Source organism: Methyloversatilis sp., assembly GCF_030698125.1.
Taxonomy (GTDB): Bacteria; Pseudomonadota; Gammaproteobacteria; order Burkholderiales; family Rhodocyclaceae; genus Methyloversatilis.
Genome location: NZ_JAUYNV010000006.1, coordinates 16831 through 42953 on the forward strand (window position 1 = coordinate 16831; position 26123 = coordinate 42953).

A 26123-nucleotide genomic window follows, 5' to 3' on the forward strand; every position below is an offset into this window, starting at 1 on the left:
ACGGTTTTCGCAGGAGCCTGCCCCGCAGGCGATTCGGTGGTGGATGAACGCAGGCGCGGATTCGGAGGCCCTATCGCGGGCAGGGCCCGCTCCTGCGAAGGGCGATGTGGCGGTGGGTTCACAGATCGACATGCCGGAGGACGACGCGGCGGTGGCAGGAATGGATCACCCGGCACAGACCGGGTAACGAAGGAGGAGATCGATATGTGTGTAGTCTGCGGATGTGCCGACAGCGGCGACAAGGGCGTGACGATGGAAGGCGGTGCCGGCCATCACCATTCTCATCACGGCCACGCCTACATGCCGGCCGCGCGTCGGACGAAGCCGGCGCGGCATGAGACGGCGCATGTGGCCGTCGACCCTTCCAGCGGCGACCTGCATTTCGGCGCTGGTGCGGCGAAGGTGTCGGTGCCCGGCATGAGCCAGGCGCGCGCGATACGGCTCGAAACCGACATCCTTGGCGAGAACGACCGCGTGGCCGCGCAGAACCGCGCGCAGTTTGCGGCGCACGGCGTGACCGCGCTGAATTTCGTGTCCAGCCCCGGCTCCGGCAAGACCACGCTGTTGTGCGCCACCATCGAGGCGCTGAAGACGCGGGCGCCCGGCCTGCGGGTGGCGGTGATCGAGGGCGACCAGCAGACTTCGTTCGACGCCGACCGCATCCGCGCCACCGGCGCGCCGGCGCTGCAGGTGAACACCGGCAAGGGCTGCCACCTCGACGCGCCGATGGTGGCCGAAGCCTTTGCCCGCCTGCATCGCCACGCTGCCGGCCACGGCGACAGTCGCAGCCTGCTGTTCATCGAGAACGTCGGCAACCTCGTGTGCCCGGCGATGTGGGATCTGGGCGAAGCCGCCAAGGTGGCCATCCTGTCGGTGACCGAGGGCGAGGACAAGCCGCTGAAGTACCCGGACATGTTCGCCGCCAGCACGTTGATGCTGGTGAACAAGATCGACCTGCTGCCCCATGTGAATTTCGACGTCGAGCGCTGCATCGCCTTCGCGCGCCGCGTCAATCCGGCCATCGAAGTCATCCGCGTGTCGGCCACCACCGGCGAGGGCATGGGCGACTGGCTGGCGTGGATGGCGTCACGGCTGACGAGCGACGCGGTGGCCGGGCTGCGGGCAGGGCTCGACGACATCGTGCGGAGCGTCGCCTCATGAGCCCGACACCGCCCACCGTGCTGGCAGTCGGCGCCTGGTTGAAGAACGCCGCCTGCCTGCTCGAGGACGGCCGCGCGGTGTGGTCGCCGCTGCACGGCGACCTCGGTGATCCGCAGGCCTGCGTGGCGCTCGACCGTTCGCTGGATGCGCTGCTCGCGCAGGCGACCACGCCGGTCGCAGCGATCGCACATGATCTGCACCCGGATTTCTACAGCACGCAGCGGGCGGTTGCGCTGGCCGACCGGCTCGGCGTGCCGGCCATCGGCGTGCAGCACCACCACGCGCACATCGCCGCGGTGATGGCGGAGCACGGCCTGACCGAACCGGTGGTCGGACTGGCGCTCGACGGCGTGGGCCTGGGCACCGACGGCCTCGCCTGGGGCGGCGAACTGCTGTGGGTCGCGCCAGGGGACTGGCGCCGGCTTGGCCACCTGTGGCCGCTGCAACTGGCCGGCGGCGACGTGGCCGCACGCGAGCCCTGGCGCATGGCGGCGGCCGCGCTGCATACGCTGGGTCGCGGCCCCGACATCGAAGCGCGCTACACCCCTGCAGTCGGCGCGCAGGCTGCGCGCACCGTCGCCCGCATGCTCGATACCGGTCTGAACAGCCCGCCGACCACCAGCACCGGCCGCTGGTTCGACGCCGCGGCCGGCGCCCTCGGCGTCAGCGTGCGCCAGTCGCACGAGGCCGAAGCCGCCATCGCGCTCGAAGCGGCCGCGCAGCGCTGGTTTGCCGTTCACGGCGAGCCGACGCTGGACAGCGCCGTCGAGGTTGCGGGTGACTCCACGCTGGATCTGCGCCCGCTGCTTGCCCGCCTGCTCGACTGGCCGCAGGACCGCGCCGACGAAGCCGCCGCGTGGTTCCACCTGGCACTGGCCGACGGCCTCGCGCAGTGGGCGATCACCGCCGCGCACGATACCCAGGTCGACACCGTCTGTCTTGGCGGTGGTTGTTTCATGAATGCGCTGCTGACCCGCCGCGTCACGCTGCGGCTGGAAAGCCGCGGCCTGCGCGTGCTGCGGCCGCAGGCCACCTCCTGTGGCGATGCCGGCCTGGCGCTCGGCCAGGCCTGGGCAGTCGCACAGCAGATCCACCTCGCCCCCGGCGTGCTCACGGAGTCCCTGTCATGTGTCTAGCCATCCCCGCCATGCTGGTCGAACTGCGCGCCGACGAGCGCGCCGTCGTGAACCTCGGCGGCATCCGCAAGGACGTGTCGATCGAACTGGTGCCCGAGGCGCAGGTCGGCGACTACGTCATCGTCCATGTCGGCCACGCCATCGGCATGATCGACCCGGAAGAAGCCGAGCGCACGCTGGCGCTGTTCGGCGAGATGGCCGAAGCGGCCGCCGCAGCCGGAGCAGCCGCATGAAATACATCGACGAATTCCGCGACGGCGACGTCGCCCGCAAGATCGGCGAGCGTCTGCGCACCGAAGCCGATCCGGCCCGCCAGTACAGCTTCATGGAGTTCTGCGGCGGCCATACGCACGCCATTTCGCGCTACGGCGTGCGCGAACTGCTGCCGCCGAACGTGCGCATGATCCACGGCCCGGGCTGCCCGGTGTGCGTGCTGCCGATCGGCCGCGTGGACATGGCGATCAAGCTGGCGCTCGAGCGCGGCGCCATCGTGTGCACCTACGGCGACACCATGCGCGTGCCGGCTTCCGACAACCTGTCGCTGACCAGGGCGAAGGCGCGCGGCGGCGACATCCGCATGGTGTATTCGGCCACCGACGCGCTCACCGTCGCGCGCGACAACCCGGGACGCGAGGTGGTGTTCTTCGCCATCGGCTTCGAAACGACGACGCCGCCGACCGCGCTGGCCATCCTGCGCGCGCAGCGCGAGGGGCTGGCGAACTTCAGCGTGCTGTGCTGCCACGTGCTGACGCCGTCGGCCATCACGCACATTCTCGAGTCGCCGGAGGTGCGCCGCTACGGCACGGTGCCGATCGACGGCTTCGTCGGCCCGGCGCACGTGAGCATCGTCATCGGCTCGGGCCCGTACGAGCACTTCGCCGAGGAATACCGCAAGCCGGTGGTGATCGCCGGCTTCGAACCGCTGGACGTGATGCAGGCCATCCTGATGCTGGTGCGCCAGGTAAACGAAGGCCGGGCGCACGTCGAGAACGAGTTCTCGCGCGCGGTCGACCGCGACGGCAACCTCGGCGCGCAGCAGAAGGTGTCCGAGGTGTTCGAGCTGCGGCCGACCTTCGAATGGCGCGGCCTGGGCGAGGTGCCGTACAGCGCGCTGAAGATCCGCCCGGCGTTCGCGCAGTTCGACGCCGAGCGCCGCTTCGGCCTCGGCTACACGCCGGTCGCCGACAACAAGGCCTGCGAGTGCGGCGCCATCCTGCGCGGCGTCAAGCAGCCGACCGACTGCAAGATTTTCGGCACCGTGTGCACGCCGGAAAACCCGGTGGGCTCGTGCATGGTGTCGAGCGAGGGCGCCTGTGCCGCGCATTACGCGTATGGTCGCTTCAAGGACATTCCGGTCAAGGTGAGCGCATGAACGCGAGAGACGACAGCAAGGGCGGCACGGTGCGCGCCGGTTACGTCCGGCCGCTGGACATCCGGCACGGCCGCATCGACATGGGCCACGGCGCCGGTGGTCGCGCCGCCGCGCAGCTGATCGAAGAGATTTTCCTCGTCGCCTTCGACAACCCGTGGCTGCGCCAGGGCAACGACGGCGCCGCCTTCGCCATCCCGGCCGGCCAGCGCATGGTGATGGCGACCGACGCGCATGTGATCTCGCCGCTGTTCTTCCCCGGCGGCGACATCGGCGCGCTGAGCGTGCACGGCACGGTCAACGACGTGGCGATGATGGGCGCCACGCCGCTCTACCTGGCGGCCAGTTTCATCCTCGAAGAAGGCTTTCCGCTGGCTGACCTGAAGCGCATCGTGCAGTCGATGGCGGCGGCGGCGCGCGAAGCCGGCGTGCCGGTCATCACCGGCGACACCAAGGTGGTCGAACAGGGCAAGGGCGACGGCGTGTTCATCAGCACCACCGGTGTCGGCGTGGTGCCGCACGGCATCGACGTGTCGGGCGCGAACGCGCGGCCGGGCGACGTCATCCTGCTGTCCGGCACCGTCGGCGACCACGGCGTGGCCGTGCTGTCGCAGCGTGAATCGCTCGAATTCGAAACCACCATCACCTCCGACACGGCGGCGCTGCACACGCTGGTCGCCGCCATGCTGGCCGCCTCGCCGGCCATCCGCGTGCTGCGCGACCCGACGCGCGGCGGCCTGGCCACCACGCTGAACGAAATCGCCGGCCAGTCGGGCGTCGGCATGCTGCTCGACGAGGCGGCCATACCGGTCAAGCCCGAAGTCGACGCCGCCTGCGAACTGCTCGGGCTCGATCCGCTGTACGTCGCCAACGAAGGCAAGCTGGTCGCCATCGTGCCGGCGGAGCAGGCCGACGCGGTGCTGGCGGCGATGCGCGCGCATCCGCGCGGCGTGGATGCCGCACGCATCGGCGTCGTGCAGGAAGACGCGCACCACTTCGTGCAGATGAATACCCGCTTCGGCGGGCGGCGCGTCGTCGACTGGCTCAGCGGAGAACAGTTGCCGCGCATTTGCTGACAAGGGGGGCGCATGCCGCTGCCGCCGGACCCGGTTTTCACGAAGACGGCGCAAGGGCGCGCCGAACTGGAGGCGCGCAGCGGCGCGCTGAACGGCCGCTTGCGGGCGGCGCTGATCGTCGTCAACGGACAGTTGTCGTTGGCCGCGCTGCAGCGGGTGATCGGCGACGGTGCCGCTGCGCTGATCGAACAGCTGCGGCAGCTCGGTCATGTCGAAGCCGTCGATGCGCTCGCCGACCCGACCGTTGCCGCCGTACCGGAGACCAGCGCAGCGGCTGAACACGCGCTGCTGGCGCAGCAGATCGGTCGCCGGCAGCGCGAGGCGCTGGCGCGGCTGGCCCCGCATTTCGGCCCCGACGTGGACATGGTCGCGCAGCCGCTGCTCGCCGCGCGCGAGGCCGACGCCTTCAACCAGGCGCTCGACCTGATGGAACGCAAGCTCGCGCTCTACCTCGGCCGCAGGGAAGCGGCCCGCACACTGGCAGGACTGAGGATCTGAACGATGAATGCCGAGCCGCGCCACCTCGACCCCGCTCCGCCGGCCAGCCGCGCACTGCGCATCCTGCTGCTGTGCCACAGCTTCAACAGCCTGAGCCAGCGGCTGTACGTCGAGCTGACGGCGCTCGGTCACGTGCTGTCGGTCGAACTGGACATCGCCGATGCGGTGACGGAAGAGGCGATTGCGCTGTTCCGCCCCGACCTCGTGCTGGCGCCCTTCCTGAAGCGGCGCATTCCGGAGTCGGTGTGGCGCGTCGTGCCGTGTTTCGTCGTGCACCCGGGTCCGCCGGGCGACCGCGGCCCGGCGGCGCTCGATTGGGCGATTCTGGAAGGCCGGCGCGAATGGGGCGTCACCGTGCTGCAGGCGGATGGCGACTTCGACGCCGGCCCGGTGTGGGCGCACGCCACGTTCCCGCTGCGCGCGGCGTCCAAGGGCGCGATCTACCGGCGCGAAGTGACCGAAGCGGCGCTGGCGGCGACGCTGCAGGCAATCGCGCGCTTTGCCGTCGGCGACCTGCCACGGCAGCACTCGGCCCACGCCGACGGCTGGCGCGGCGTGCTGCCGCAATCGCGGCGCGCAATCGACTGGTCGCGCGACGACAGCGCGACCGTGCTGGCGAAGATCCGCGCGTCCGATGGTCAGCCGGGTGTGGCGGACGCGTTGTTCGGCCGGCTCTGCCGGCTGTTCGACGCACACCCGGCGAGCGCGGCCGCACTGGCCGGTCTCGGCGGCGCGCCGGGCGCTGTACTGGCGCAGCGCGATGGCGCGCTGCTGCGCCGGACCGTGGATGGCGGCATCTGGATAGGGCGCGTGTCGGTTGTGCTCGGTGACGCCGCGTCGCCGATCAAGCTGCCGGCGACGCAGGCCTTTGCGGCGGAAGCAGCCACGCTGCCCGAACGTGCAGTGCCGCTCACACGAGCGGCCGATGAGTGGGGCGAGCTGCGCTACACCGAGCACGGCGAGGCGGGCGCTCGCGTCGGCGTGCTGAGTTTCGACTTCTGCAATGGTGCGATGTCCACCGCGCAATGCCTGCGCCTGCGCGACGCGCTGGTCGAGGTGAAACAGCGCGACACGCAGCTGCTGCTGATCGCCGGCGGCGATGGCTTCTTCAGCAATGGCATCGACCTCAACGGCATCGAAGCGGCCGCGCACCGCGACGGCGACAGCGCGGCCGACGAATCGTGGCGCAACATCAATGCGATGAACGACGTCGCGCTGGAAATCATCACCGCCACCGACCGCCTCACCGTATCGCTGCTGCGCGGCAATGCCGGCGCTGGCGGCGCCTTCCTCGCGCTGGCGGCGGACGAGGTGTGGGCGCAGCGCGGCGTCATGCTGAATCCGCACTACAAGAACATGGGCAATCTGTACGGTTCGGAATACTGGACCTATCTCGCGCCGCGCCGGCTCGGTGCCGACGGCGCGCGCGCGCTGATGCAGCGCCGGCTGCCGCTGTCGGCGCCCGAGGCGCTGCGCATCGGCTTCATCGACCGCTGCCTCGACGCGCCGGCCGGCGAGGCGCTCGATGCGGCGCTGCGGGAGGCCCGCCTGCGGGCCGCGTCGTACAATCTGCGCGATCGCGTGCTGCGCAAACAGACCGAGCGTTCAGCCCACGAAGCCGAACGTCCACTTGCCGATTACCGCCAGGAAGAACTGTCCCGCATGCACCGAAACTTCTACGGCTTCGATCCCAGCTACCACGTCGCGCGCCACCACTTCGTGCACAAGCTGCCGCATGCCTGGACGCCGCGCCATCTGGCGGTGCACCGCGAGGTAGGCACGCGATGAACGCCAGCCTGCGCGTGCCTACCGTGCTGGTGGTCGACGACGAGGTGCGCTCGCAGGACGCGATGCGCCGCACGCTGGAAGAAGACTTCAGCGTGCTCACCGCCAGTGGCGCCGACGACGCGCGCCAGCAGCTGGAGCGGCACGCGGTGAACGTCATCCTGTGCGACCAGCGCATGCCCGGCCTGACCGGCGTGCTGTTCCTGAAAGAGGTACGCGAGCGCTGGCCGGACGTCGTGCGCATCGTCATTTCCGGCTACACCGATTCGGAAGACATCATCGCCGGCATCAACGACGCGGGCATCTACCAGTACATCCTGAAGCCCTGGGTGCCGGACCACCTGCTGGCCACCGTGCGCAACGCCGCCGAAGCGCAGACGCTGCAGCAGGAAACCGCCCGCCTCGACCTCGAACTGCGTACCGCCACGCCGGTGCTGCGCCAGCGCGCCGCGCACAAGCTGGAGCGCGCGCGCAAGACCTTCGGCTTCGACCGCATCGAGCGCTCGCCCGGCAGCCCGCTCGATTCGGTGTGCGAAATGGCGGCACGTGTTGCGCGCTACGACCTGTCGGTGCTGGTGCTCGGTGAATCCGGCACCGGCAAGGAACTGCTGGCACGCGCCATCCACTACGCCAGCCCGCGCGCGAATGGCGCCTTCGTGGTCGAGAACTGCGCGGCGATACCGGAAACCCTGCTCGAATCCGAACTGTTCGGCCACAAGCGCGGCGCCTTCACCGGCGCCTACGAAGACCACATCGGCCTGTTTCAACGTGCCGACGGCGGCTCCGTATTTCTCGACGAGATCGGCGAAACCTCGCCCGCCTTCCAGGTACGCCTGCTGCGCGTGCTGCAGGAAGGCGAAGTGCGCCCGGTCGGCGGCACGCGGGCGCTGCCGGTGGATGTGCGCGTCATTGCGGCCACCCACCGCGAGCTCGAACAGCAGGTGCGCGAAGGCCTGTTCCGCGAGGATCTGTACTACCGCATCGCCGGCGCCACCTTCACCGTGCCGCCGCTGCGCGAGCGGGTGGGCGACATCGAGCCGATCGCCCGTCGCGTGATCGACGAGGTGGGCATCGAACTGGGCCGCCCCGGCGCGGCGCTGAGCGACGAGGCGATGGCCTGTCTGATGGGCTATCCGTGGCCCGGCAACATCCGCGAACTGCGCAACGAACTGGCGCGCGCGCTCGCACTGAGCGACAGTGAACGCATCGAGGCGCAGTCGCTGTCGCTGCGTGTGCTGCACGGTCAGGCCGGCCTGACCGCCGCCGCCAGTGCCACACCTTTGCCCGCCAGCGGTACGCTGGCCGAGCGACTGGACGCGATCGAAGCCATGGTGCTGCGTGAAACCCTGCTGCGCCACCGCTGGAACAAGACGCGCGCGGCCAGGGAACTGGGTCTGTCCCGCGTCGGTCTGCGTGGAAAGATGGTGCGCTTCGGACTGGAGGGCTGATGGTCGTCAATGCTGCAGCCGTGAGCGAACCCACGGCGGAAACCGCCGACGCCGTACTGGATCGCTGGCAGCGCGATCCGCTCGCGCTGGTGCAGATCCTGCGCGAAACGCAGGCCGCCACACACTGGCTGCCGCGCTCGCTGCTTGCGCATATCGCCGCAGCGCTCGGACTCACCGTCGCCCATGTCGAAGGCGTGGCCGGCTTCTACCGCTTCTTCCACACCCGTCCGGTCGGCCGCGTGCGGCTGCTGTTCTCCGACAACATCACCGACCGCATGCTGGGCAGCGAGGCGCTGCTGGCGCAGTTGTGTGCCCGCCTCGGCGTGGTGCCGGGCGAGGTCGATGCGCAGGGCCGCTTCAGCGTGGACCGCTGTTCCTGTACCGGCCTGTGCGACCAGGGGCCGGCGCTGCTGGTGAATCACCATCAGGTGATCACCCGGCTCGACGCGGCGCGCGTCGACGCGCTGGCCGATCTGCTGCTCGCCGGCACGCCGGTCGAGCAGTGGCCGGCGGCGTGGTTCGAGGTGGTCGATGGCGTGCGGCGCGCCGACCTGCTGCTGAGCGGCCTCGCCGCCGACGCACCGACGCTGCCAGCGGTGCTCGCGCAGTCGCCGCAGGCCTTGCTCGACCAAGTGGCGCAATCCGGCTTGCGCGGACGCGGCGGCGCAGGCTTCCCGACTGCGCGCAAATGGCAGGCCTGTCGCGACGCGGCAGGCCCCTTGCGCTGTGTGGTGTGCAATGCCGACGAAGGCGAACCCGGCACCTTCAAGGATCGCGTGCTGCTCGCCAGCCACGCCGATGCGCTGTTCGACGGCATGACGGTGGCGGCGCGCGCGGTCGGTGCGCAGCAGGGCTTCGTCTATCTGCGTGGCGAATACCGCTACCTGCTGCCGCAGCTCGAACAGGTACTGGCGCGCCGCCGCGGGCAGGGCCTGCTCGGTCGCGATGCCGCCGGCGTCATGGGCTTCGACTTCGACATTGCGATCCACCTCGGTGCCGGCGCCTATGTGTGCGGCGAAGAATCGGCACTGATCGAATCGCTGGAGGGCAAGCGCGGCACGCCGCGCATCCGCCCGCCCTTTCCGGTGCAGGCCGGCTACCTCGGCCGGCCCACGGTGGTGAACAACGTCGAAACCTTCTGCGCGGTCGCCCACATCGCGCGCCGCGGTGGCGCCTGGTGGGCAGGCATCGGTACCGCCCAATCAACCGGCACGAAAATCCATTCGGTGTCCGGCGATTGCGCGCGGCCCGGGCTGTACGAGTACCCGCTCGGCACGACCATCGCGCGCATCCTCGAAGACTGCGGCGCGCACGACCCGTTGGCGGTGCAGGTGGGCGGGCCATCGGGTGCCTGTGTTCCTGCATCGGAATTCGGCCGCGCCATCGCCTTCGAAGATGTACCCAGCGCCGGCGCCTTCATGGTATTCGACCGCTCGCGCGACCTGTTCGAAGTGGCGCGCCACTTCGCCCGCTTCTTCGCGCACGAAAGCTGCGGCCTGTGTACGCCCTGCCGCGTCGGCACCGAACTGGTGGTGCGGCGGCTGGACAAGCTGGCGCACGCGCGCGGCGCCGGCCGCGGCTCGGCGTTCGACATCGAACGCCTGCGCGACCTGGACACCGTGCTGCACAGCGGTACCCACTGTGGTCTCGGCGCGTCGGCCTGCAATCCGCTGCGCGACACGATGCGGCATTTCGGTGAGGCCTACGCGCAGCGCTCGACCGCGCCGCAGTTCCAGCCCGATATCGACCTCGACGCCCAGCTATCGTCGGCGCGGCGCGCCACCGGCCGCAGCGACGCGGGCGCGCATCTGCACACGGACACGCCCGCATGAGCACCGGCGACCCGACCTTCGAACTGGATGGCCAGCGCGTGCCGTTGCAGCCGGGCGACACGATACTGGCCGCCGCCGCGCGCGCCGGGCTGGACATTCCCTACCTGTGCTGGAGCGCCGAGGTGTCGGCCAGCGCGTCCTGTCGTGTCTGCACGGTGCTGGCCGACGGCCGGCCGGTGGCCGCCTGCGTGACGCCGGCGGTGGCCGGCCAGAAGGTGGAGTGCCGCACGCCGTCGCTCGATACGCAGCGGCTGCGCCTGCTGCAGATGCTGTTCGTCGAGGGCAATCACTTCTGCCCCGGCTGCGAAAAGAGCGGCAACTGCCTGCTGCAGGTACAGGCCGAACGCGCCGGCATGACCGATCTGAATTTCGAGGTACTGAACCCGGAGCGGCCGGTCGATGCCAGCCACCCCGACGTGCTGTTCGAACCCAACCGCTGCATCCTGTGCCAGTTGTGCGTGCGCGCCAGCGACGAAATCGACGGCAAGCGGGTGTTCGCCATCGGCGGTCACGGCATCGCCACCCGCCTGCTGATCGACAGCCCGAGCGGCCGGCTGGGCGACAGCGCGCTGTCGGTGGGCGACCGCGCTGCCCACATCTGCCCGGTCGGCGCGCTGCTGCCCAAGCGGGTCGGCTTCGCGGTGCCGATAGGCCAGCGCCGCTTCGACACGGAGGACACGCGCGGATGAATGCTAGCGCCCCAGCGCCACGCAAGCTGCGCGTGGCCACCGTGTCGCTGGGCGGCTGCTTCGGCTGCCACATGTCGCTGCTCGACATCGACGAGCGGCTGTTCGAACTGATCGAGAAAGTGGAATTCGACCGCTCGCCGCTGACGGATATCAAGACCGTGGGTGAATGCGACGTCGGGTTGATCGAAGGCGGACTGTGCAACGCCGAGAACGTCGAAGTGCTGCGCGCCTTCCGCGCGCACTGCACCGTGCTGGTGGCGGTCGGCGCCTGCGCCATTACCGGCGGTCTGCCGGCGCTGCGCAACCACCTGGACGTCGGCGGCATCCTGCAGTCGGTGTACGGCGAGGTGCCGGACGACCCGGAACTGCCGTTGCCGCTGAACCGCGTGCTGCCGATACACGAAGTGGTGCATATCGACCACGCGCTGCCCGGCTGCCCTCCGCCGGCCGACGCCTTCTGGCAACTGCTGCAGGACCTGATCGCCGGCCGCACGCCGGTGCCGGCGCCCGGCCTCATCCGCTACGACTGAAGCCATGAACACGCGCCCGCTCGAAACCGCCGACAACCCCGCAGGACCGCGCCGCATCGCCATCGATCCGCTGTCGCGCGTCGAAGGCCACGGCAAGGTGACGCTGCTGCTGGACGACGACAACCGCGTGCGGCAGGCGCGGCTGCACATCGTCGAATTCCGCGGCTTCGAAAAATTCATCGAAGGCCGGCCGTACTGGGAAGTGCCGGTCATGGTGCAGCGGCTGTGCGGCATCTGCCCGGTGTCGCACCATCTGGCGGCGTCGAAGGCGCTCGACCGCGTGGCGGGCGGCTGGCCGGTGCCGCCGGCGGCCGAGCGCATCCGCCGGCTCATGCATTACGGCCAGATCGTGCAAAGCCACGCGCTGCACTTCTTCCATCTCGCCTCGCCCGACCTGCTGTTCGGTTTCGACGCGGGCATCGACCAACGCAACATCGTCGGCGTGACTGCGGCCTTTCCGGACGCCGCGCGCCAGGGCGTCATGCTGCGCAAGTTCGGGCAGGAGGTGATCCGCATCACTTCGGGCAAGCGCATTCATGGCACCGGCTCGATACCCGGCGGCATGAACCGCGCGGTCGATCCGGCCGAACGCGACGCGCTGCGCGCCGAATTGCCGCAGGTGCTGGCCTGGGCGCAGGACGCGGTGACGCTGGCCCGCCGGCTGCACGAGAATCTGCCGGCCCGATACGCCGACTTCGCCGACACGCCGGCCGCCATGATGTCGCTGGTCGGCCGCGACGGCGCGATGGAGCTGTACGACGGTGTGCTGCGCCTGCGCGAGGCCGACGGCCGCATCGCGGTCGACGGCTTCGACGACCAGCGCTACCGCGAACTGATAGCCGAGGCGGTGCGGCCCTGGACCTATATGAAATTCCCCTACCGCCGCGACCTCGGTGTCGATGACGGCTGGTACCGCGTCGGCCCGCTGGCGCGCGTGCAGAACTGCGACTTCATCCCGACGCCGCGCGCCGAAGAGGCGCGCCAGGCCTTCGTCGCCGCGCACGGCGGCCGGCCGGTGCACGCGGTGCTGGCCACTCACTGGGCACGCATGATCGAACTGCTGCACGGCGTCGAGACGGTCGCCGCGCTGCTCGACGACGCGCTGATCACCGGCGGTCCGCTGCAGGCCGAGGGGCCGCGCCAGTGCTCGGGCATCGGCATCATCGAAGCACCGCGCGGTACGCTGATCCACGAATACGAAGTCGGCGGCGACGACCTGGTCACGCGCTGCAATCTGATCGTATCGACCACGCACAACAACCAGGCCATGAACGAGGCGGTGCGCGCGGTGGCGCTGCGCTATCTCGACGGCGAAACGATTACCGAAGGCCTGCTCAACCACATCGAGGTGGCCATCCGCGCCTATGACCCCTGCCTGTCCTGCGCCACGCACGCGCTCGGCCAGATGCCGCTGGCGGTGAGCCTGCGCGCGGCCGACGGCCGCGTGCTCGACCACGTGCTGCGCAGTTCGACCGGTGAACTGCTGCGCGAGCGGCCTGCGCACGACGCCGGGGCGGCGCAATGACGGCGCCGCTGCTGGTGCTGGGCTGGGGCAACCCGAGCCGCGGCGACGACGCGCTGGGCCCGATGCTGGTCGATGCGCTGGCGGCGTATGCCGAACGTGCCCTGCCCGCTGGCACGGTGGACTGCCTCAGCGACTACCAGCTGCAGATCGAGCACGCGCTCGACCTGGTCGGCCGCGAACGCGTGCTGTTCGTCGACGCCGCGCGCGGGCTGGATGCCGCCTATGAGGTGCGCAGCGTGCAGCCGCAGCGCGAGCGCCGGATCACCAGCCACGCGCTGTCGCCGGAAGCGCTGCTGCAGGTATTCGTCGATCTGCAGCGCCGCCTACCGCCGGTGTGTGATGTACTGGCCATCCGCGGCCGCCGCTGGGAACTGGGTGAGCCGCCGGATGCGCAGGCCGCGGCCGATCTCGAACAGGCGCTCGCCCGGGCGCGCGGCTGGCTGCACGACACCGTCGCCCGCGGTGCGCACACCGAAGGAGTGATCGCATGAACGTGCTCTGGTTGCAGTCCGGCGGCTGCGGCGGCTGCAGCATGTCGCTGCTGTGCGCCGACACCGACGATTTCCACGGCCAGCTGCGCGACGCCGGCATCGATCTGCTGTGGCATCCGTCGCTGTCGCTGGACAGCGGCTCTGAGGTGACCGCGCTGCTCGGCCGCATCCTCGATGGCGATCTGCCGCTGGACGCGCTGTGCATCGAAGGGTCGCTGCTGCGCGGGCCGAACGGCACCGGCCGCTTCCATGTCATGGCCGGCACCGGCGTGCCGATGGTCGAGTGGGTGCGTCGCCTCGCCGCGAAGGCACGTCACGTGATCGCCATCGGCAGTTGCGCCGCCTGGGGCGGTGTCACCGCCGGCGGCGACAACCCGACCGACGCCTGCGGCCTGCAGTACGAGGACGACGTGCGCGGCGGCCTGCTCGGTGCCGGTTTCCGCGCACACGGCGGCCTGCCGGTGATCAATATCGCCGGCTGTCCGACCCACCCGAGCTGGGTGCTGGATACGCTGATGGCGCTGGCCGCCGACGGCTTCACCGAAACCGACCTCGACACGCTGGGCCGGCCGCGCTTCTACGCCGACCAGCTGGTGCACCACGGCTGCACGCGCAACGAGTACTACGAATTCAAGGCCAGCGCGGAAAAGCCCTCGGACCTCGGCTGCATGATGGAAAACATGGGCTGCAAGGGCACGCAGGCGCACGCCGACTGCAACACCCGGCCGTGGAACGGCGAAGGCTCCTGCACGCGCGGCGGCTATGCCTGCATCAGCTGCACCGAACCCGGCTTCCAGGAACCGGGCCACCCCTTCCACGCCACGCCGAAGATCGCCGGCATCCCGATCGGCCTGCCGACCGACATGCCCAAGGCCTGGTTCGTCGCACTGGCCTCACTGTCGAAGTCGGCGACGCCGAAGCGGGTAAAGGTGAACGCGGTGTCGGACCACGTCGTCGTGCCGCCGGTGGCGCGGCGGACGCGGCTGAAATGACGCCGGCACGGGTGCCGCATTCAGCGCCGGCGGCGGCTCAGGGCGCCCAGTGTGATCAGGCCCGCGATGGCCAGTACCCAGGGTTGCGGCTCCGGTACCGGCGCCAGCACGATGCCCGGATAGAAGGCGTTCTGTTCCGGCGCGCCGAAGATGGGCAGCAGCCCATAGGGCGAGGTCGCTGTCGCGACAGTGGGGTTGTCATCTACCGTCGCACTGATCAGCGTCAGTTCGAGACGCATGCTGTCGAACTTGAGACCGGCGTCGAGCGTGATGGTATTGGTACCGATATGGACGGACGAATTCACCACATCTGCCGCCGTTTCGCTGAATACCTCGGTCGCGTCGTTATAGAGCGTGAGCATGTAGTTCACGGTACGGTCGCCGGGTTCGCTGACGCCGAAGGCCATCAGCGGAAAGAAATCGCCCGATGCGACCACTTCCCAGTAACGATCGTCGACGATGGACAGGGTCCAGACGAAGGTGTCGCCGTCGTAGAGCACGGTGCCGTCCGGATCGTCGCTGCCGGCGGCAAGAGTGGCCACACCGGCGCCTTCATAAAGCACGTCGAATGTGTAGTTCGCCGCGTGGGCAGCCGGCGCAAGCGCCAGACCGCCGATCAGCGCGGCCAGCGCGACGCAGCGATGAAACGGGGTGCTCGTTGAGTGAATAGCCATGTCGTTCTTTCCTTCCTCGGGCGATGGACACACATCCGGTCGGTCGTGGCCGGACATGTCATGAACGTGCGCGAAGGCACGCCAGCGACAGCAACTTCTCTAAAAGCAGGGATCGCGCCAGAATCGGCGCGTCGACGGCGGATGCCACAGCCGACGGCGGATACAGGGCGAACTGGCTCGTCGCCGTCGGCAGGTACCGACGCAGCGCGGCGTCGCGGTGTAAAGCGTGTCGACAGTTGCTGCACGTTCTTCAGGGAGGTTTCATGACCCGCCTCCTCGTCGGCCCCTTCAATCGCGTCGAGGGCGATCTCGAAGTCACGCTGGACATCGCCGATGGTCGAGTCGCGTCGGCGCACGTCAATGCGCCGATGTACCGCGGTTTCGAGCAGATCCTGCGCGGGCGCGAGCCGCATGACGCGCTGGTGTATGTGCCGCGCATCTGCGGCATCTGTTCGGTGTCGCAGTCGGTGGCGGCGGCGCGGGCGCTGGCCGCGCTCGGCGGTATCGCGATGCCGGCCAACGGCCAGCACGTGACCAATGTGATCCTCGCCACGGAAAACCTGGCCGATCACCTGACCCACTTCTACCTGTTCTTCATGCCGGACTTCGTGCGCCCGGTGTATGCCGACCGGCCCTGGCATGCCGAGGCGGTGCGCCGCTTCACGCCGCAGAGCGGCGAACAGGTGCGCGCCGCGATCGCCGCGCGCCAGCGCTGGTTCACATTGCTCGGCACATTGGCCGGCAAGTGGCCGCACACGCAGAGCATCGACCCCGGCGGTTCGACGCGCGCCATCGACGCGGCAGAAAAGGTGCGCCTGCTGGCGCGCGTGCGCGAGTTCCGCCGCTTCCTCGAAACCCGCACCTATGCCGCGCCGCTGGAACAGGTGGCTGCACTCGATTCAGAGGCGGCGCTCGATGCCTGGCATGGCGGCGCCGATCCGCTGAACGGCGACCTGCGCTTTTTCCTGACCGTCGCGCGCGATGCGGGGCTGGCCACACTCGGCGCCGGGCCCGGTCGCTTCATGAGCTACGGCGCCTATCCGCAGCCGGACGGCGGCACGGCGCTCGGGGCCGGCGTGTGGCGCGCCGGTACGCTGTCGCCGCTCGACCCGGCCGCCATCCGCGAAGACGCCACCCACGCCTGGCTGAGCGACGCCGGCGGTCCGCAGCATCCGCACACCGGTGTCACGCGGCCGGAGCCGGACAAGCCCGGCGCCTACACCTGGAACAAGGCGCCGCGGCTGGCCGGCGAGGTGGTCGAAACCGGCGCCGTTGCGCGTCAGCTGGCGAGCGCTCATCCGCTCATCGTCGACCTGGTCGGCCGTTACGGCGGCACGGTCTACACCCGCGTCGTCGCCCGCCTGCTCGAACTGGCGCGCGTGGTGATCATGATGGAAGACTGGCTGCGCGCAGTGCGGCCGGGCGAGCCCTTCTGCACGCCGGGCCGGCTGCCGGACGAAGGCAGCGGCGCCGGCCTCGGCGAAGCGGCGCGCGGCAGCCTGGGGCACTGGGTTTCGGTGCGTGATGGCCGCATCGCCAACTACCAGATCGTCGCGCCCACCACCTGGAACTTCTCGCCGCGCGACGCCGCCGGCCGGCCCGGCGCGCTGGAAGCTGCGCTCGAAGGCGCGCCGGTGCGCGACGGCGAAACGACGCCGGTGGCGGTGCAGCATATCGTGCGATCCTTCGATCCGTGCATGGTGTGTACGGTGCACTGAGTTCGAGCAACTGCGCGACGCCAGGTCCGCAGCGCACATCGAGCCAGCGGCGTGTGAGCCGCAGCGAGTTTGGCTGCCGGGGCGGGCACCCCGTCTGGACGACCTTACGGTACCGTACGGGCTTTCTTCGAGTGCCATTCACAGGCGGCTCCAGTCATGAAAATCGAATCCATACGCCTTAAGAATTACAAGGTGTTCCGCGATGTGCATCTGAAAGACATTCCGTCTTTTCTGGTCGTGGTCGGCGCCAACGGCTCGGGAAAATCGACCTTGTTCGATGTGTTCGGCTTCCTGCACGACTGCCTGAAAGGCACCGTGCGTCAGGCACTGGACAAGCGCGGTCGTTTTCGCGAAGTGTTGAGTCGTGATGCCGAGTCGGACACCATCCTTATCGAAATCCAGTACCGCATGTTGATTACCGGCGTGGAGCGCCTGGTGACCTATTCGCTGGAAATCGGTGAGCAGGATGGTTCTCCATTCGTGCAACGCGAGTTGCTGCGCTACAAGCGGGGACGTTACGGCAGTCCGTTTCATTTTCTCGATTTCGCGGTCGGCGAAGGCTTTGCTATCACCAACGAAGAGGACTTCAACAAGGCCGATGAAGATCTCGAGCGCGAATTCCAGAAGGTCAATCCCGATACATTGGCGATCAAGGGGCTGGGTCAATTCGAGCGCTTCAAGGCTGCGAATGCGTTCCGGCAGTTGATCGAGTCCTGGCATGTATCGGACTTTCACATCAGTGCCGCACGCGGTCGCAAGGAAGCGGCGGGAGATTCCGAACATCTTTCAGAGACTGGCGATAACCTGCCGCGCGTGGCGCAATACCTGTTCGAGCAGCATCCGCAGACTTTCCAGCGCATTCTGGAAACAATGACCCGGCGCGTGCCTGGCGTGGCTTCGGTCGAGCCACGTCTGATGGACGATGGGTATCTCACGCTGCGCTTTCAGGACGGGTCGTTCAAGACGCCGTTCCTCGATCGCTATGTGTCTGACGGCACCATCAAGATGTTCGCCTATCTGGTGCTTCTGCATGATCCGACGCCACACCCCTTGTTGTGCGTCGAGGAGCCGGAAAACCAGCTCTATCCGAAGCTGATGGCCGAACTGGCCGAGGAGTTCCGGCTGTACGCCTTGCGTGGCGGACAGGTGCTGGTGTCCACGCATTCGCCGGATTTTCTGAATTCGGTCGGTCTGGACGAGGTGTGCTGGCTGGTCAAGCGCGGTGGCGGGACTGAAATTCGCCGTGCCCGCGATGACGCGCAGATTGCCGCGTATATGGCAGAGGGCGACCAGATGGGGTACCTGTGGAAGCAGGGCTTCTTCGAGGGAGCCGATCCCGAATGAAGGAGTTGGTATTCCTGCTGGAAGAAGCGTCGGCGGGTGCGATGCTGGAAAGCCTTCTGCCGCGCATCCTCCAGCCGGGTATCCGGCACCGCTTGATTGTCTTCGAGGGCAAGCAGGATCTGGAGAAGCAACTGCATCGACGTCTGCGCAGCTATCTCAATCCGCAGGCTCGCTTCATTGTCCTGCGCGATCAGGACTGCGCGCCCGATTGCGCGACAGTGAAGGCGAAGCTGCTCGACATTTGTCATCATGCCGAGGCGGCGGGAAGGGCGCTGGTCAGAATTGCCTGCAAGGAGCTCGAAGCCTTTTATCTCGCAGATCTTCACGCTGTGGAGCAAGCGTTGGGTGTCACGAAGCTGGTATCCCGCCAGGGTAACGCACTGTTCCGCAGTCCCGACCGGCTTGGAAATCCAAGCAAGGAACTGGAAAAGCTGACTTCGGGCTTGTACCAGAAGGTGAGTGGATCACGCGCAATCGGTGAATGGCTCGATCTCGCCAACGAACGCTCGCCCAGCTTCAGGAATCTGGTCGCCGGTATCCGGCGAATGGAAGCGGAGTTGCTCGTGCTTCCGGGTTCATCCGACGCTTGAGGTGTCGACGCGTCGTGCGCATCCGCGCGACATCGTGCGGTCCTTCGATCCGTGCATGGTGTGTACGGTGCATTGAGTGCGTGGGCGGGACGCGGGGCGCATCGGATCGCGCCATATCCCGGTTGGCGCGATTTCCCGTTTTGTGCCAATATAGTGGCGCGATAATTGAATTGCGCCACTGAAATGACCCGGCCCCGCTCGTCCATCGATCCGCACACGCTTGCCGCACAGATCGCCCGCCATCCGGAAGGCATCGGTGTGGACGGGTTGCTGCGCGCGCTGGGCGAGGGCGTGGCGCGACGCACGCTGCAGCGGCGGCTGGCCGAGCTGGTCGCGCAGGGCCGTGTCCTGACGCGCGGCGAGGCGCGGGCGCTGAAGTATTTCCCGGCGCCCGCCGGCGCCGCGCTGGCGGCGATGGAGCCCCTGCCGGCCGCCGCCCCGGCCCCCTATGTGACGCTGTCGGCCGAGGGTGCCGAGCTGCGCGATCTGGTGCGCCGGCCGCTGCATCTGCGTCGCCCCGTCGGTTACGACATCGGCTTCGTCGAGCGTTATCGCGCCAATGACACCTTCTATCTGCCGGAGCCGCTGCGCGCGCAACTGCACGTGCTCGGCCGCTCACCGGTCGGCGAAGCGGCGGCGGGCACCTTTGCCGGCGACATCCTGAACCGGCTGCTGATCGACCTGTCCTGGGCCTCGTCGCAACTGGAGGGCAACACCTATTCGCGGCTCGATACCGAACGCCTGATCGAACTGGGCGAGATCGCCGAGGGAAAGGACGCGCTCGAAACGCAGATGATCCTGAACCACAAGGCGGCCATCGAGTACCTGGTGCATGGCGCGGGTCGCATCGGCGTCGATCGTGAAACCCTGCTGTCGCTGCACGCGCTGCTGTCCGACGGGCTGCTGCGCGATCCGCAGGCCGGTGGCCGGGTGCGCAGCCGGGCGGTCGAGATCAGCGGCTGCGTGTACCGGCCGCTGGCGATGCCGCAGCCGCTCGACGAGCTGTTCGGCATCGTCACCGACATCGCCGCCGACATCCTCGACCCGTTCGAGCAGGCCTTCTTCCTGATGGTGCATCTGCCCTATCTGCAGCCGTTCGAGGACGTGAACAAGCGGGTGTCGCGGCTGGCCGCCAACATTCCGCTGATCCGCACCAATCTGTGCCCGCTGTCCTTCATCGACGTGCCGCAGCAGGCCTATGTGGATGCGATGATCGCGGTCTACGAGCTGAACCGCATCGAGCTGCTGCGCGACGTGTTCGTCCAGGCCTACGCCCGCTCGTGCCAGCAATACGTGGCGGTAAAACAGCAACTGGTGCCGCCCGACACCTTCCGCCTGCGCCATCGCAAGGCGCTGACCGAAGCGGTGCGCGCCATCGTGCTGGGCGGGCGGCCGGCCAGCGCGGCGACGGCACACGAGACGACGCCGGCCGGTGTGGCGGCGGCCGATCGGGCGCGCTTCGTCGAACTGGTGCTGCAGGAGTTCCGCTCGCTGCACGAGGGCAATGCGGTCCGCTTCGGCCTGCGACCGCTGGAATTTGCCGACTGGCTGGCCACGAACGGCGGGTCGATCGATACGACCTCATCGGAGTCATGACATGCAGCGCTTCACCATTTCCCTCGACGACCAGCTGGCTGCCCAGTTCGACGACTGGATCGCGCAGCGCGGCTACGGCAACCGCTCTGAAGCGGTGCGCGACCTGTTCCGCGCCGAGCTTGACCGCACCGCCCAGCAGACGGGTAGTGCCACGCATTGCGTAGCGTGTCTGTCGTACGTGTTCAACCACCACGAACGCGACCTGGCCGAGCGCATCATCAGCCTGCAGCACGCCCACCACGACCTCACGGTGTCGTCGATGCACGCCCACCTCGACCACGACTACTGCCTCGAAACGGTCATCCTGAAAGGCGAGATCGCGGCGGTACGGCAGTTCGCCGATGCGGTGTGCGCCGAGCGCGGCGTGCATCACGGCCAGATCAACCTGATCAGCGTCGAACTCGATGCCGGCCACCACCACGCGGGGCCGGGCGGGCACAGCTATACGCGGCGGCACGAACGCGGCGGGCATGGCCACGTGCACATCAAGCCCAGCACCTGACGCAAACACCGCTGCCGCCGCTGCACCGAACCGAGCGGCCACACCCTGACGTTGCTTGTACCGAAACACCGATCCGGCCAGTGTGCATGAACTGTAATGCTTCACTTGTATGCTAACTTTTTCGATTCTTCATACAAGGACATGAACAGCAAGAAAATTTTGTCGGCGAAGGACTTGCTCGCTGCGCCAGCTTTGAAAAGGGGGATGTTCGGGGCGCTGTGCGTGCCCGTCATCGGGGCATCGAGCTTCGCGCTGGCGCATGAAACGTCACCGGCGGCCCACCACCTCGATACAGTGACCGTCGAAGGTCACTACGACAACGCGATCGGCACCTCTGACGCGGCAAGCCAGGGTCAGGTCACCCGGAAGCTGATCGAGAACCGGCCGACGCTGCGTCCGGCGGAGTTGCTGGAATTCGTGCCCGGCATCATCGTCACGCAGCACAGTGGTGGCGGCAAGGCGAACCAGTACTTCCTGCGCGGCTTCAACCTCGACCACGGCACCGATTTCGCCACCTACATCGACGGCATGCCGGCCAATATGCCGACGCATGCACACGGCCACGGCTATACCGATCTGAACTGGCTCATCCCGGAGCTGATCGGCCGCATCGATTACCGAAAAGGTCCCTACTACGCCGAAGAAGGCGACTTCTCCTCAGCAGGCTCCGCCCGCCTGGGCCTGCGCGACCGGCTCGACTACGGCACCGCCGAAGTCAGCACCGGCAAGGACGGCTACCGGCGCGCGCTGCTGATGAATGCCCATGAGGCGGGCGCGGGCAGCCTGCTCTATGCACTGGAAACTTCGCGCAACGACGGCCCGTGGGAAAACCCGGAAGATTTCCGTCGCATCAACGGCGTGTTGCGCTACACCTTGGGTGAAGGTGCAAACCGCACGTCGGTCACTGCGATGGCCTATACCGCCCGCTGGGATTCGACGGACCAGATTCCGCTGCGCGCCGTGCAGTCCGGCCAGATCGGCCGGTATGGCACGGTGGACCCGACGGATGGCGGCAAGACGCAGCGCTACAGCCTGTCGGTGAACCATCAGCGCGCCTACGACGATGGCGCCTTCCGCCTCAACGCCTACGCGATACAGTCGGAACTGGATCTGTGGTCCAACTTCACGTACTTCCTCGACAACCCGACCGACGGCGACCAGTTCCGCCAGTCCGAGCAGCGCAAGGTACTTGGCATGAGCGCCAGTCGCAGCTGGGACGGCCGGCTGGCCGGGCTCCCGATGACCAACACGCTGGGCGTGCAGGTGCGTCACGACCGCCTGAGCCCGGTCGGGCTTTACACCACGGTTGCGCGCACCACCACCGGTGTGACCCAGGAAAGTCGCGTGCGCCAGACCAGCGTCGGCCTGTATGGCGAGAATTCGGTGCAGTGGTCGTCCTGGCTGCGCAGCGTGGCTGGCGTGCGCGTGGACCGCTACGAATTCGATGTGTCGAGTTCGATTGCGGCCAACAGCGGCGATGCGTCGGACCACATTGTCTCGCCCAAGCTGTCGCTCATCTTCGGGCCGTGGGCGCGCACCGAGTATTTCGTGAATTACGGCAACGGCTTTCACAGCAACGACGCCCGCGGTACCACGGCGCGCATCACCGCCCGGGGCGGGCTGCCGACCGACCCGGTGGACGCGCTGGTGCGCACCCAGGGCGGAGAAGTCGGTGTGCGCACGGAGCTCATACCGGGGCTGCAGAGCTCGCTGGCCGTGTGGACGCTGAAGCTGGATTCGGAACTGCTGTTCGTCGGCGACGCCGGTGAAACCGAGCCCAACCGGGCCAGCCGGCGCAGCGGCATCGAGTGGAACAACCGGTGGGCGGTGCAGCCCTGGCTGCTGGTCGACCTCGATCTTGCCGCCTCGCGCGCCCGCTTCACCGAGAACGATCCGGCAGGCAACCGCGTACCGGGGGCGGTCGACCGCGTCGTCGCTGCCGGCCTGAGCCTGACCGACGACAATCCGCTGGCGAATGGCTGGTTCGGTCACCTGCAACTGCGTCACGTCGGCCCGCGCCCGCTTCTCGAAGACAATTCGGTGCGCGCCGGTTCGACCACGCTGGCCTATCTGCGCCTCGGCCACCGGTTCAGCCGCGACCTGCGGCTGATGCTGGACGTGTTCAACCTGTTCGACAGCGGCGACAACGACATCGAGTACTTCTACACCTCGCGCCTGCGCGGCGAAGCGGCGGGTGGCGTCGACGACCGCCACTTTCATCCGGTCGAGCCGCGCAGCCTGCGCTTCACGCTGAGCGCCCGCTTCTGATCGCAGGCGCGATGCGACGAGTTGGCGGGGCGGACACCGTCGGCGCTACCATGCGCTGCTGTGCCGCCCCCTGCCCGCCGCGATGACCGAACATCCGAAATCCGTCGACACCGAAGCCCTGCTTGCGCGCGCCCACATCGAAGGTGTGGACGAGGCGACCTGGCTGGACGTGATCCAGCGCATGGACGAGGTGTATTCGCAGCTGGTGAGCGACGAAATCGCGCTCGAGCAGAAGAACGTCGAACTGGAACAGTCGCAGCAGTTCATCTTCAGCGTCATGTCGGCGATGTCGGACGTGCTGCTGGTGTGCAACGAGCGTGGCGAGATCGAGGAAACCAACGCTGCGCTGTGCGAGCTGGTGGGGCGCAGCGACGACGCGCTGCGCGGTACGCCGGTGTTCGCGCTGCTGGCCGACGACGAAAGCCGCGCCCGCATGCGCGGCGTGCTCGATGACGCCAATCCGTCGCGCCGGGGCGAGGCGGTCGAATTGAACCTGCGCGACGCTGCGGGCGCCGGGGTGCCGGTGGATACCAATCTGACGCCGCGCTTCACGCGCAACGGCCGGCGCGCCGGCACCGTGCTGGTCGGCCGGCCCACTGCGGAACTCAAGCGCGCCTACCACGAACTGCGCGAAGCGCACGAGGCGCTCAAGCTGGCACAGCAGCAGCTGCTGCATTCGGAAAAGATGGCTTCGCTCGGCCGCCTGGTGGCCGGTGTCGCGCATGAGCTGAACAACCCGATCAGCTTCGTGCTCGGCAACGTGCATGCGCTGAAGAAGTACAGCGAACGCATGAGGTGCTACATCGACGCCGTGCACGCCGGAGCGTCCGACGAGGAACTGGGCGCGCTGCGCGCCAGGTTGCGCATCGAACATCTGCTGAAGGATCTGCCCTCGTTGATCGAAGGCACCATGGAAGGCGCGCAGCGCACCGCCGACATCGTCAACGGGCTGAAGCGATTTTCCGCCGTTGATCCGGAAGGTCGCAGCGCCGTCGATCTCACTGCCGTGATCGAGCGGGCCATCCACTGGATACACAAGGGCACCAGCGCGGTCGTCACCCTGCACTGGGCGGCGCGCGAACCTTGCGTGGTCACGGGCAGTGCGGGTCAATTGCAGCAGGTGGTCATGAATCTGCTGCAGAACGCCTACGACGCCGCCGGTGCCGACGATCGTGTCGCCGAGCTCACGCTGAGCTGCACCAACGAGGGCGACCGGGTGCGCATGAGCCTGCGCGACGACGGGCCGGGCATACCCGACGAGTACCTGTCGCGCATTTTCGAGCCCTTCTTCACCACCAAGCCGGTCGGCAAGGGCACCGGCCTTGGCCTGTCGATCAGCTACGGCATCGTCGAACAGCACGGCGGCGTGCTGTCCGCCCGCAACCACCCGGACGGCGGTGCGGAATTCGTGCTGGACTTGCCACGTTCGATGGCCGACCCGTCGGGGGACGAAGCGGATCGGCCTCCGGCGAGCGAGCCGGCGGAAACTACTCGATCCTGTCCAGCGCCGCCTTGAAGTTCTGCACCGTGCGTTCCACGTTCTGCAGCTTGTCCAGTCCGAACAGACCGATGCGGAAGCTGCGGAAATCGGCCGGTTCGTCGACCTGCAGCGGCACGCCGGCGGCGATCTGCAGTCCCTGCGCCATGAACTTTTTGCCGTTCTGGATATCCGGATCGCTGGTGTAGCTGACCACGACGCACGGTGCCTTGAAACCTTCGGCGGCAACGCTTTCGAAGCCGCGCGCTTCCATCAGTGCGCGGATCTGGCGGCCCAGCTCGATCTGGCTGGCTTTCACCTTGTCGAAGCCGAAACTTTCGGTTTCCAGCATCACATTGCGCAATTGCGTCAGACCGTCGGTCGGCAGCGTGGCGTGATAGGCATGGCCGCCGCCTTCATAGGTTTCCATGATCTGCAGCCACTTCTTCAGGTCGGCGGCGTAGCTGGTGCTGGTGGTCGAATCGATGCGTGCGCGTGCGCGCTCGCCCAGCATGACCAGGCCGGCGCACGGCGAACCGCTCCAGCCCTTCTGCGGCGCGCTGACGACGATGTCGATGCCCAGTGCACCCATGTCCACCCACAAGGTGCCGGCAGCGATCGCGTCAACCACGAACAGGCCGTCGACTTCGCGCACCGCGGCGGCGACCTCGCGCAGATAGTCGTCCGGCAGTTGCAGGCCGGCCGAGGTTTCGACCTGCGGTGCGAACACCACGGCGGGTTTGTGTTCGAGGATGGCGGCGACCACTTCACTGACCGGCGGCGGTGCGAACGCCTTCTGCGATCCGGGCACCGGCTGGCGCGCCTTCAGCACGACCGATTCGGACGGAATGCGGCCCATGTCGAAAATCTGCGTCCAGCGGAAGCTGAACCAGCCATTGCGGATGACCATCACCTTCTTGTCGGTGGCGAACTGTCGCGCCACCGCCTCCATGCCGAAGGTACCGCTGCCCGGTACGACGACCGCCGATTTCGCGTTGTAGACCTGCTTGAGCACGCGCGAAATGTCCTTCATGACGCCCTGGAACGATTGCGACATGTGGTTGAGCGCGCGGTCCGTATACACGACCGAATATTCGAGCAGCCCCTGGGGGTCGACGTTGGGCAACAGGCTGGGCACGGTTTTCTCCGGATAGATGAGGTGGTGTGACAGGACCGCGCCGTCGCTCGTGGCGGCGGCAGGGCAGTGCCTGTGACGATTCGACGGGTCGTCGGTCGGCGGATGGCCGGGCCGTGCGTACTCGAAGGCCCGCGATTCTAAATCACCGCGGGCCGGTTCGCTCGACCGGCCCGCGCAACCCGTCAGGGCAGTGTCCGCCCGGTCTGCTAACGTCCGTGTCTGGCATTCATCGTGCGGGCAGGCTGCTCGCAGTGGTGCCTGCCGCGTTACAAACCGTGAGGACA

Annotated in this window: 23 protein-coding genes; 21 read left to right on the forward strand and 2 right to left on the reverse strand. The window is 68.0% G+C overall.

The features are described from left to right. The first annotated feature begins 204 nt into the window (after nucleotides 1–204). Genes hypB through Q8Q80_RS02605 form a run of 14 tightly spaced genes read left to right on the forward strand, consistent with a single transcriptional unit; the run spans nucleotide 205 to nucleotide 14532 of the window. Nucleotides 205–1161, forward strand: coding sequence for a hydrogenase nickel incorporation protein HypB (hypB, locus tag Q8Q80_RS02540; RefSeq protein WP_305631424.1), 957 nt, complete (start codon nucleotides 205–207; stop codon nucleotides 1159–1161). After that, the gene (locus Q8Q80_RS02545) at nucleotides 1158–2297 is read left to right on the forward strand and encodes a carbamoyltransferase HypF (RefSeq protein WP_305631425.1); all 1140 of its coding nucleotides are present in this window, start codon (nucleotides 1158–1160) and stop codon (nucleotides 2295–2297) included. The genes hypB and Q8Q80_RS02545 overlap by 4 nt, the downstream gene beginning before the upstream one ends. Further along, nucleotides 2288–2530, forward strand: coding sequence for a HypC/HybG/HupF family hydrogenase formation chaperone (locus tag Q8Q80_RS02550; protein ID WP_305631426.1), 243 nt, complete (start codon nucleotides 2288–2290; stop codon nucleotides 2528–2530). Before Q8Q80_RS02545 ends, Q8Q80_RS02550 begins: the two co-directional genes overlap by 10 nt. After that, nucleotides 2527–3669: a hydrogenase formation protein HypD gene (gene hypD / locus Q8Q80_RS02555; RefSeq protein WP_305631427.1), complete on the forward strand. Its 1143-nt coding sequence runs from the start codon at nucleotides 2527–2529 to the stop codon at nucleotides 3667–3669. The genes Q8Q80_RS02550 and hypD overlap by 4 nt, the downstream gene beginning before the upstream one ends. Then, entirely contained in the window at nucleotides 3666–4742 is a 1077-nt protein-coding gene (hypE, locus tag Q8Q80_RS02560) for a hydrogenase expression/formation protein HypE (protein ID WP_305631428.1), read from the forward strand. The genes hypD and hypE overlap by 4 nt, the downstream gene beginning before the upstream one ends. A gap of 12 nt (nucleotides 4743–4754) precedes the next feature. Beyond that, nucleotides 4755–5240: a hypothetical protein gene (locus tag Q8Q80_RS02565; protein ID WP_305631429.1), complete on the forward strand. Its 486-nt coding sequence runs from the start codon at nucleotides 4755–4757 to the stop codon at nucleotides 5238–5240. 3 nt (nucleotides 5241–5243) lie between these two features. Then, complete coding sequence (locus Q8Q80_RS02570) at nucleotides 5244–7028, forward strand: enoyl-CoA hydratase-related protein (RefSeq protein ID WP_305631430.1); 1785 nt, start codon at nucleotides 5244–5246, stop codon at nucleotides 7026–7028. Continuing rightward, entirely contained in the window at nucleotides 7025–8473 is a 1449-nt protein-coding gene (locus tag Q8Q80_RS02575; RefSeq protein ID WP_305631431.1) for a sigma-54 dependent transcriptional regulator, read from the forward strand. The genes Q8Q80_RS02570 and Q8Q80_RS02575 overlap by 4 nt, the downstream gene beginning before the upstream one ends. Then, complete coding sequence (locus tag Q8Q80_RS02580; RefSeq protein WP_305631432.1) at nucleotides 8473–10305, forward strand: NAD(P)H-dependent oxidoreductase subunit E; 1833 nt, start codon at nucleotides 8473–8475, stop codon at nucleotides 10303–10305. Before Q8Q80_RS02575 ends, Q8Q80_RS02580 begins: the two co-directional genes overlap by 1 nt. Beyond that, nucleotides 10302–10994 (forward strand): 2Fe-2S iron-sulfur cluster-binding protein, encoded by a 693-nt coding sequence (locus Q8Q80_RS02585; protein ID WP_305631433.1) that lies wholly within the window; start codon nucleotides 10302–10304, stop codon nucleotides 10992–10994. The genes Q8Q80_RS02580 and Q8Q80_RS02585 overlap by 4 nt, the downstream gene beginning before the upstream one ends. Beyond that, nucleotides 10991–11524, forward strand: coding sequence for an NADP oxidoreductase (locus Q8Q80_RS02590; RefSeq protein ID WP_305631434.1), 534 nt, complete (start codon nucleotides 10991–10993; stop codon nucleotides 11522–11524). Before Q8Q80_RS02585 ends, Q8Q80_RS02590 begins: the two co-directional genes overlap by 4 nt. Nucleotides 11525–11528: 4 nt before the next feature. Next, nucleotides 11529–13049: a Ni/Fe hydrogenase subunit alpha gene (locus tag Q8Q80_RS02595; protein WP_305631435.1), complete on the forward strand. Its 1521-nt coding sequence runs from the start codon at nucleotides 11529–11531 to the stop codon at nucleotides 13047–13049. Next, on the forward strand, nucleotides 13046–13540 hold the full coding sequence (locus Q8Q80_RS02600) for a hydrogenase maturation protease (RefSeq protein WP_305631436.1): 495 nt from the start codon (nucleotides 13046–13048) through the stop codon (nucleotides 13538–13540). Before Q8Q80_RS02595 ends, Q8Q80_RS02600 begins: the two co-directional genes overlap by 4 nt. Beyond that, complete coding sequence (locus tag Q8Q80_RS02605; protein WP_305631437.1) at nucleotides 13537–14532, forward strand: HupU protein; 996 nt, start codon at nucleotides 13537–13539, stop codon at nucleotides 14530–14532. Before Q8Q80_RS02600 ends, Q8Q80_RS02605 begins: the two co-directional genes overlap by 4 nt. Nucleotides 14533–14552: 20 nt before the next feature. Here Q8Q80_RS02605 and Q8Q80_RS02610 read toward each other — a convergent pair whose 3' ends face one another. Then, the gene (locus tag Q8Q80_RS02610) at nucleotides 14553–15206 is read right to left on the reverse strand and encodes a hypothetical protein (RefSeq protein ID WP_305631438.1); all 654 of its coding nucleotides are present in this window, start codon (nucleotides 15204–15206) and stop codon (nucleotides 14553–14555) included. A 263-nt stretch (nucleotides 15207–15469) separates the two neighbouring features. Between Q8Q80_RS02610 and Q8Q80_RS02615 the strand changes: the two genes are divergently transcribed. From Q8Q80_RS02615 to Q8Q80_RS02645, 7 genes are all read left to right on the forward strand, one after another. Beyond that, the gene (locus tag Q8Q80_RS02615) at nucleotides 15470–16924 is read left to right on the forward strand and encodes a nickel-dependent hydrogenase large subunit (protein ID WP_305631439.1); all 1455 of its coding nucleotides are present in this window, start codon (nucleotides 15470–15472) and stop codon (nucleotides 16922–16924) included. A 69-nt stretch (nucleotides 16925–16993) separates the two neighbouring features. Continuing rightward, nucleotides 16994–18268, forward strand: coding sequence for an AAA family ATPase (locus Q8Q80_RS02620; protein WP_305631440.1), 1275 nt, complete (start codon nucleotides 16994–16996; stop codon nucleotides 18266–18268). Further along, nucleotides 18265–18858, forward strand: coding sequence for a DUF4276 family protein (locus Q8Q80_RS02625; protein WP_305631441.1), 594 nt, complete (start codon nucleotides 18265–18267; stop codon nucleotides 18856–18858). The genes Q8Q80_RS02620 and Q8Q80_RS02625 overlap by 4 nt, the downstream gene beginning before the upstream one ends. 183 nt (nucleotides 18859–19041) lie before the next feature. Beyond that, a complete protein-coding gene (locus Q8Q80_RS02630) occupies nucleotides 19042–20454 on the forward strand; it encodes a Fic family protein (RefSeq protein ID WP_305631442.1) in 1413 nt (470 codons plus the stop codon). Between the two features lies 1 nt (nucleotide 20455). Further along, entirely contained in the window at nucleotides 20456–20956 is a 501-nt protein-coding gene (nikR, locus tag Q8Q80_RS02635; protein ID WP_305631443.1) for a nickel-responsive transcriptional regulator NikR, read from the forward strand. A 204-nt stretch (nucleotides 20957–21160) separates the two neighbouring features. Continuing rightward, nucleotides 21161–23224, forward strand: a complete 2064-nt coding sequence (locus tag Q8Q80_RS02640; protein ID WP_305631628.1) for a TonB-dependent receptor — start codon at nucleotides 21161–21163, stop codon at nucleotides 23222–23224. 82 nt (nucleotides 23225–23306) lie between these two features. Further along, the gene (locus tag Q8Q80_RS02645) at nucleotides 23307–24740 is read left to right on the forward strand and encodes a sensor histidine kinase (RefSeq protein ID WP_305631444.1); all 1434 of its coding nucleotides are present in this window, start codon (nucleotides 23307–23309) and stop codon (nucleotides 24738–24740) included. Here Q8Q80_RS02645 and Q8Q80_RS02650 read toward each other — a convergent pair. Further along, entirely contained in the window at nucleotides 24712–25839 is a 1128-nt protein-coding gene (locus Q8Q80_RS02650) for an aminotransferase class V-fold PLP-dependent enzyme (RefSeq protein WP_305631445.1), read from the reverse strand. The genes Q8Q80_RS02645 and Q8Q80_RS02650 overlap by 29 nt on opposite strands. Nucleotides 25840–26123 lie beyond the last annotated feature (284 nt).

Coding starts and splice junctions, on each gene's coding strand:
- Q8Q80_RS02590 (WP_305631434.1), top strand. CDS start 10,991: ATGAATGCTAGCGCCCCAGCGCCACGCAAGCTGCGCGTGGCCACCGTG.
- Q8Q80_RS02570 (WP_305631430.1), top strand. CDS start 5,244: ATGAATGCCGAGCCGCGCCACCTCGACCCCGCTCCGCCGGCCAGCCGC.
- Q8Q80_RS02585 (WP_305631433.1), top strand. CDS start 10,302: ATGAGCACCGGCGACCCGACCTTCGAACTGGATGGCCAGCGCGTGCCG.
- Q8Q80_RS02575 (WP_305631431.1), top strand. CDS start 7,025: ATGAACGCCAGCCTGCGCGTGCCTACCGTGCTGGTGGTCGACGACGAG.
- Q8Q80_RS02630 (WP_305631442.1), top strand. CDS start 19,042: ATGACCCGGCCCCGCTCGTCCATCGATCCGCACACGCTTGCCGCACAG.
- Q8Q80_RS02610 (WP_305631438.1), bottom strand. CDS start 15,206: ATGGCTATTCACTCAACGAGCACCCCGTTTCATCGCTGCGTCGCGCTG.
- hypD (WP_305631427.1), top strand. CDS start 2,527: ATGAAATACATCGACGAATTCCGCGACGGCGACGTCGCCCGCAAGATC.
- nikR (WP_305631443.1), top strand. CDS start 20,456: ATGCAGCGCTTCACCATTTCCCTCGACGACCAGCTGGCTGCCCAGTTC.
- Q8Q80_RS02550 (WP_305631426.1), top strand. CDS start 2,288: ATGTGTCTAGCCATCCCCGCCATGCTGGTCGAACTGCGCGCCGACGAG.
- Q8Q80_RS02640 (WP_305631628.1), top strand. CDS start 21,161: ATGTTCGGGGCGCTGTGCGTGCCCGTCATCGGGGCATCGAGCTTCGCG.
- Q8Q80_RS02615 (WP_305631439.1), top strand. CDS start 15,470: ATGACCCGCCTCCTCGTCGGCCCCTTCAATCGCGTCGAGGGCGATCTC.
- hypE (WP_305631428.1), top strand. CDS start 3,666: ATGAACGCGAGAGACGACAGCAAGGGCGGCACGGTGCGCGCCGGTTAC.
- Q8Q80_RS02625 (WP_305631441.1), top strand. CDS start 18,265: ATGAAGGAGTTGGTATTCCTGCTGGAAGAAGCGTCGGCGGGTGCGATG.
- Q8Q80_RS02545 (WP_305631425.1), top strand. CDS start 1,158: ATGAGCCCGACACCGCCCACCGTGCTGGCAGTCGGCGCCTGGTTGAAG.
- Q8Q80_RS02580 (WP_305631432.1), top strand. CDS start 8,473: ATGGTCGTCAATGCTGCAGCCGTGAGCGAACCCACGGCGGAAACCGCC.
- Q8Q80_RS02600 (WP_305631436.1), top strand. CDS start 13,046: ATGACGGCGCCGCTGCTGGTGCTGGGCTGGGGCAACCCGAGCCGCGGC.
- Q8Q80_RS02645 (WP_305631444.1), top strand. CDS start 23,307: ATGACCGAACATCCGAAATCCGTCGACACCGAAGCCCTGCTTGCGCGC.
- Q8Q80_RS02605 (WP_305631437.1), top strand. CDS start 13,537: ATGAACGTGCTCTGGTTGCAGTCCGGCGGCTGCGGCGGCTGCAGCATG.
- Q8Q80_RS02595 (WP_305631435.1), top strand. CDS start 11,529: ATGAACACGCGCCCGCTCGAAACCGCCGACAACCCCGCAGGACCGCGC.
- hypB (WP_305631424.1), top strand. CDS start 205: ATGTGTGTAGTCTGCGGATGTGCCGACAGCGGCGACAAGGGCGTGACG.
- Q8Q80_RS02565 (WP_305631429.1), top strand. CDS start 4,755: ATGCCGCTGCCGCCGGACCCGGTTTTCACGAAGACGGCGCAAGGGCGC.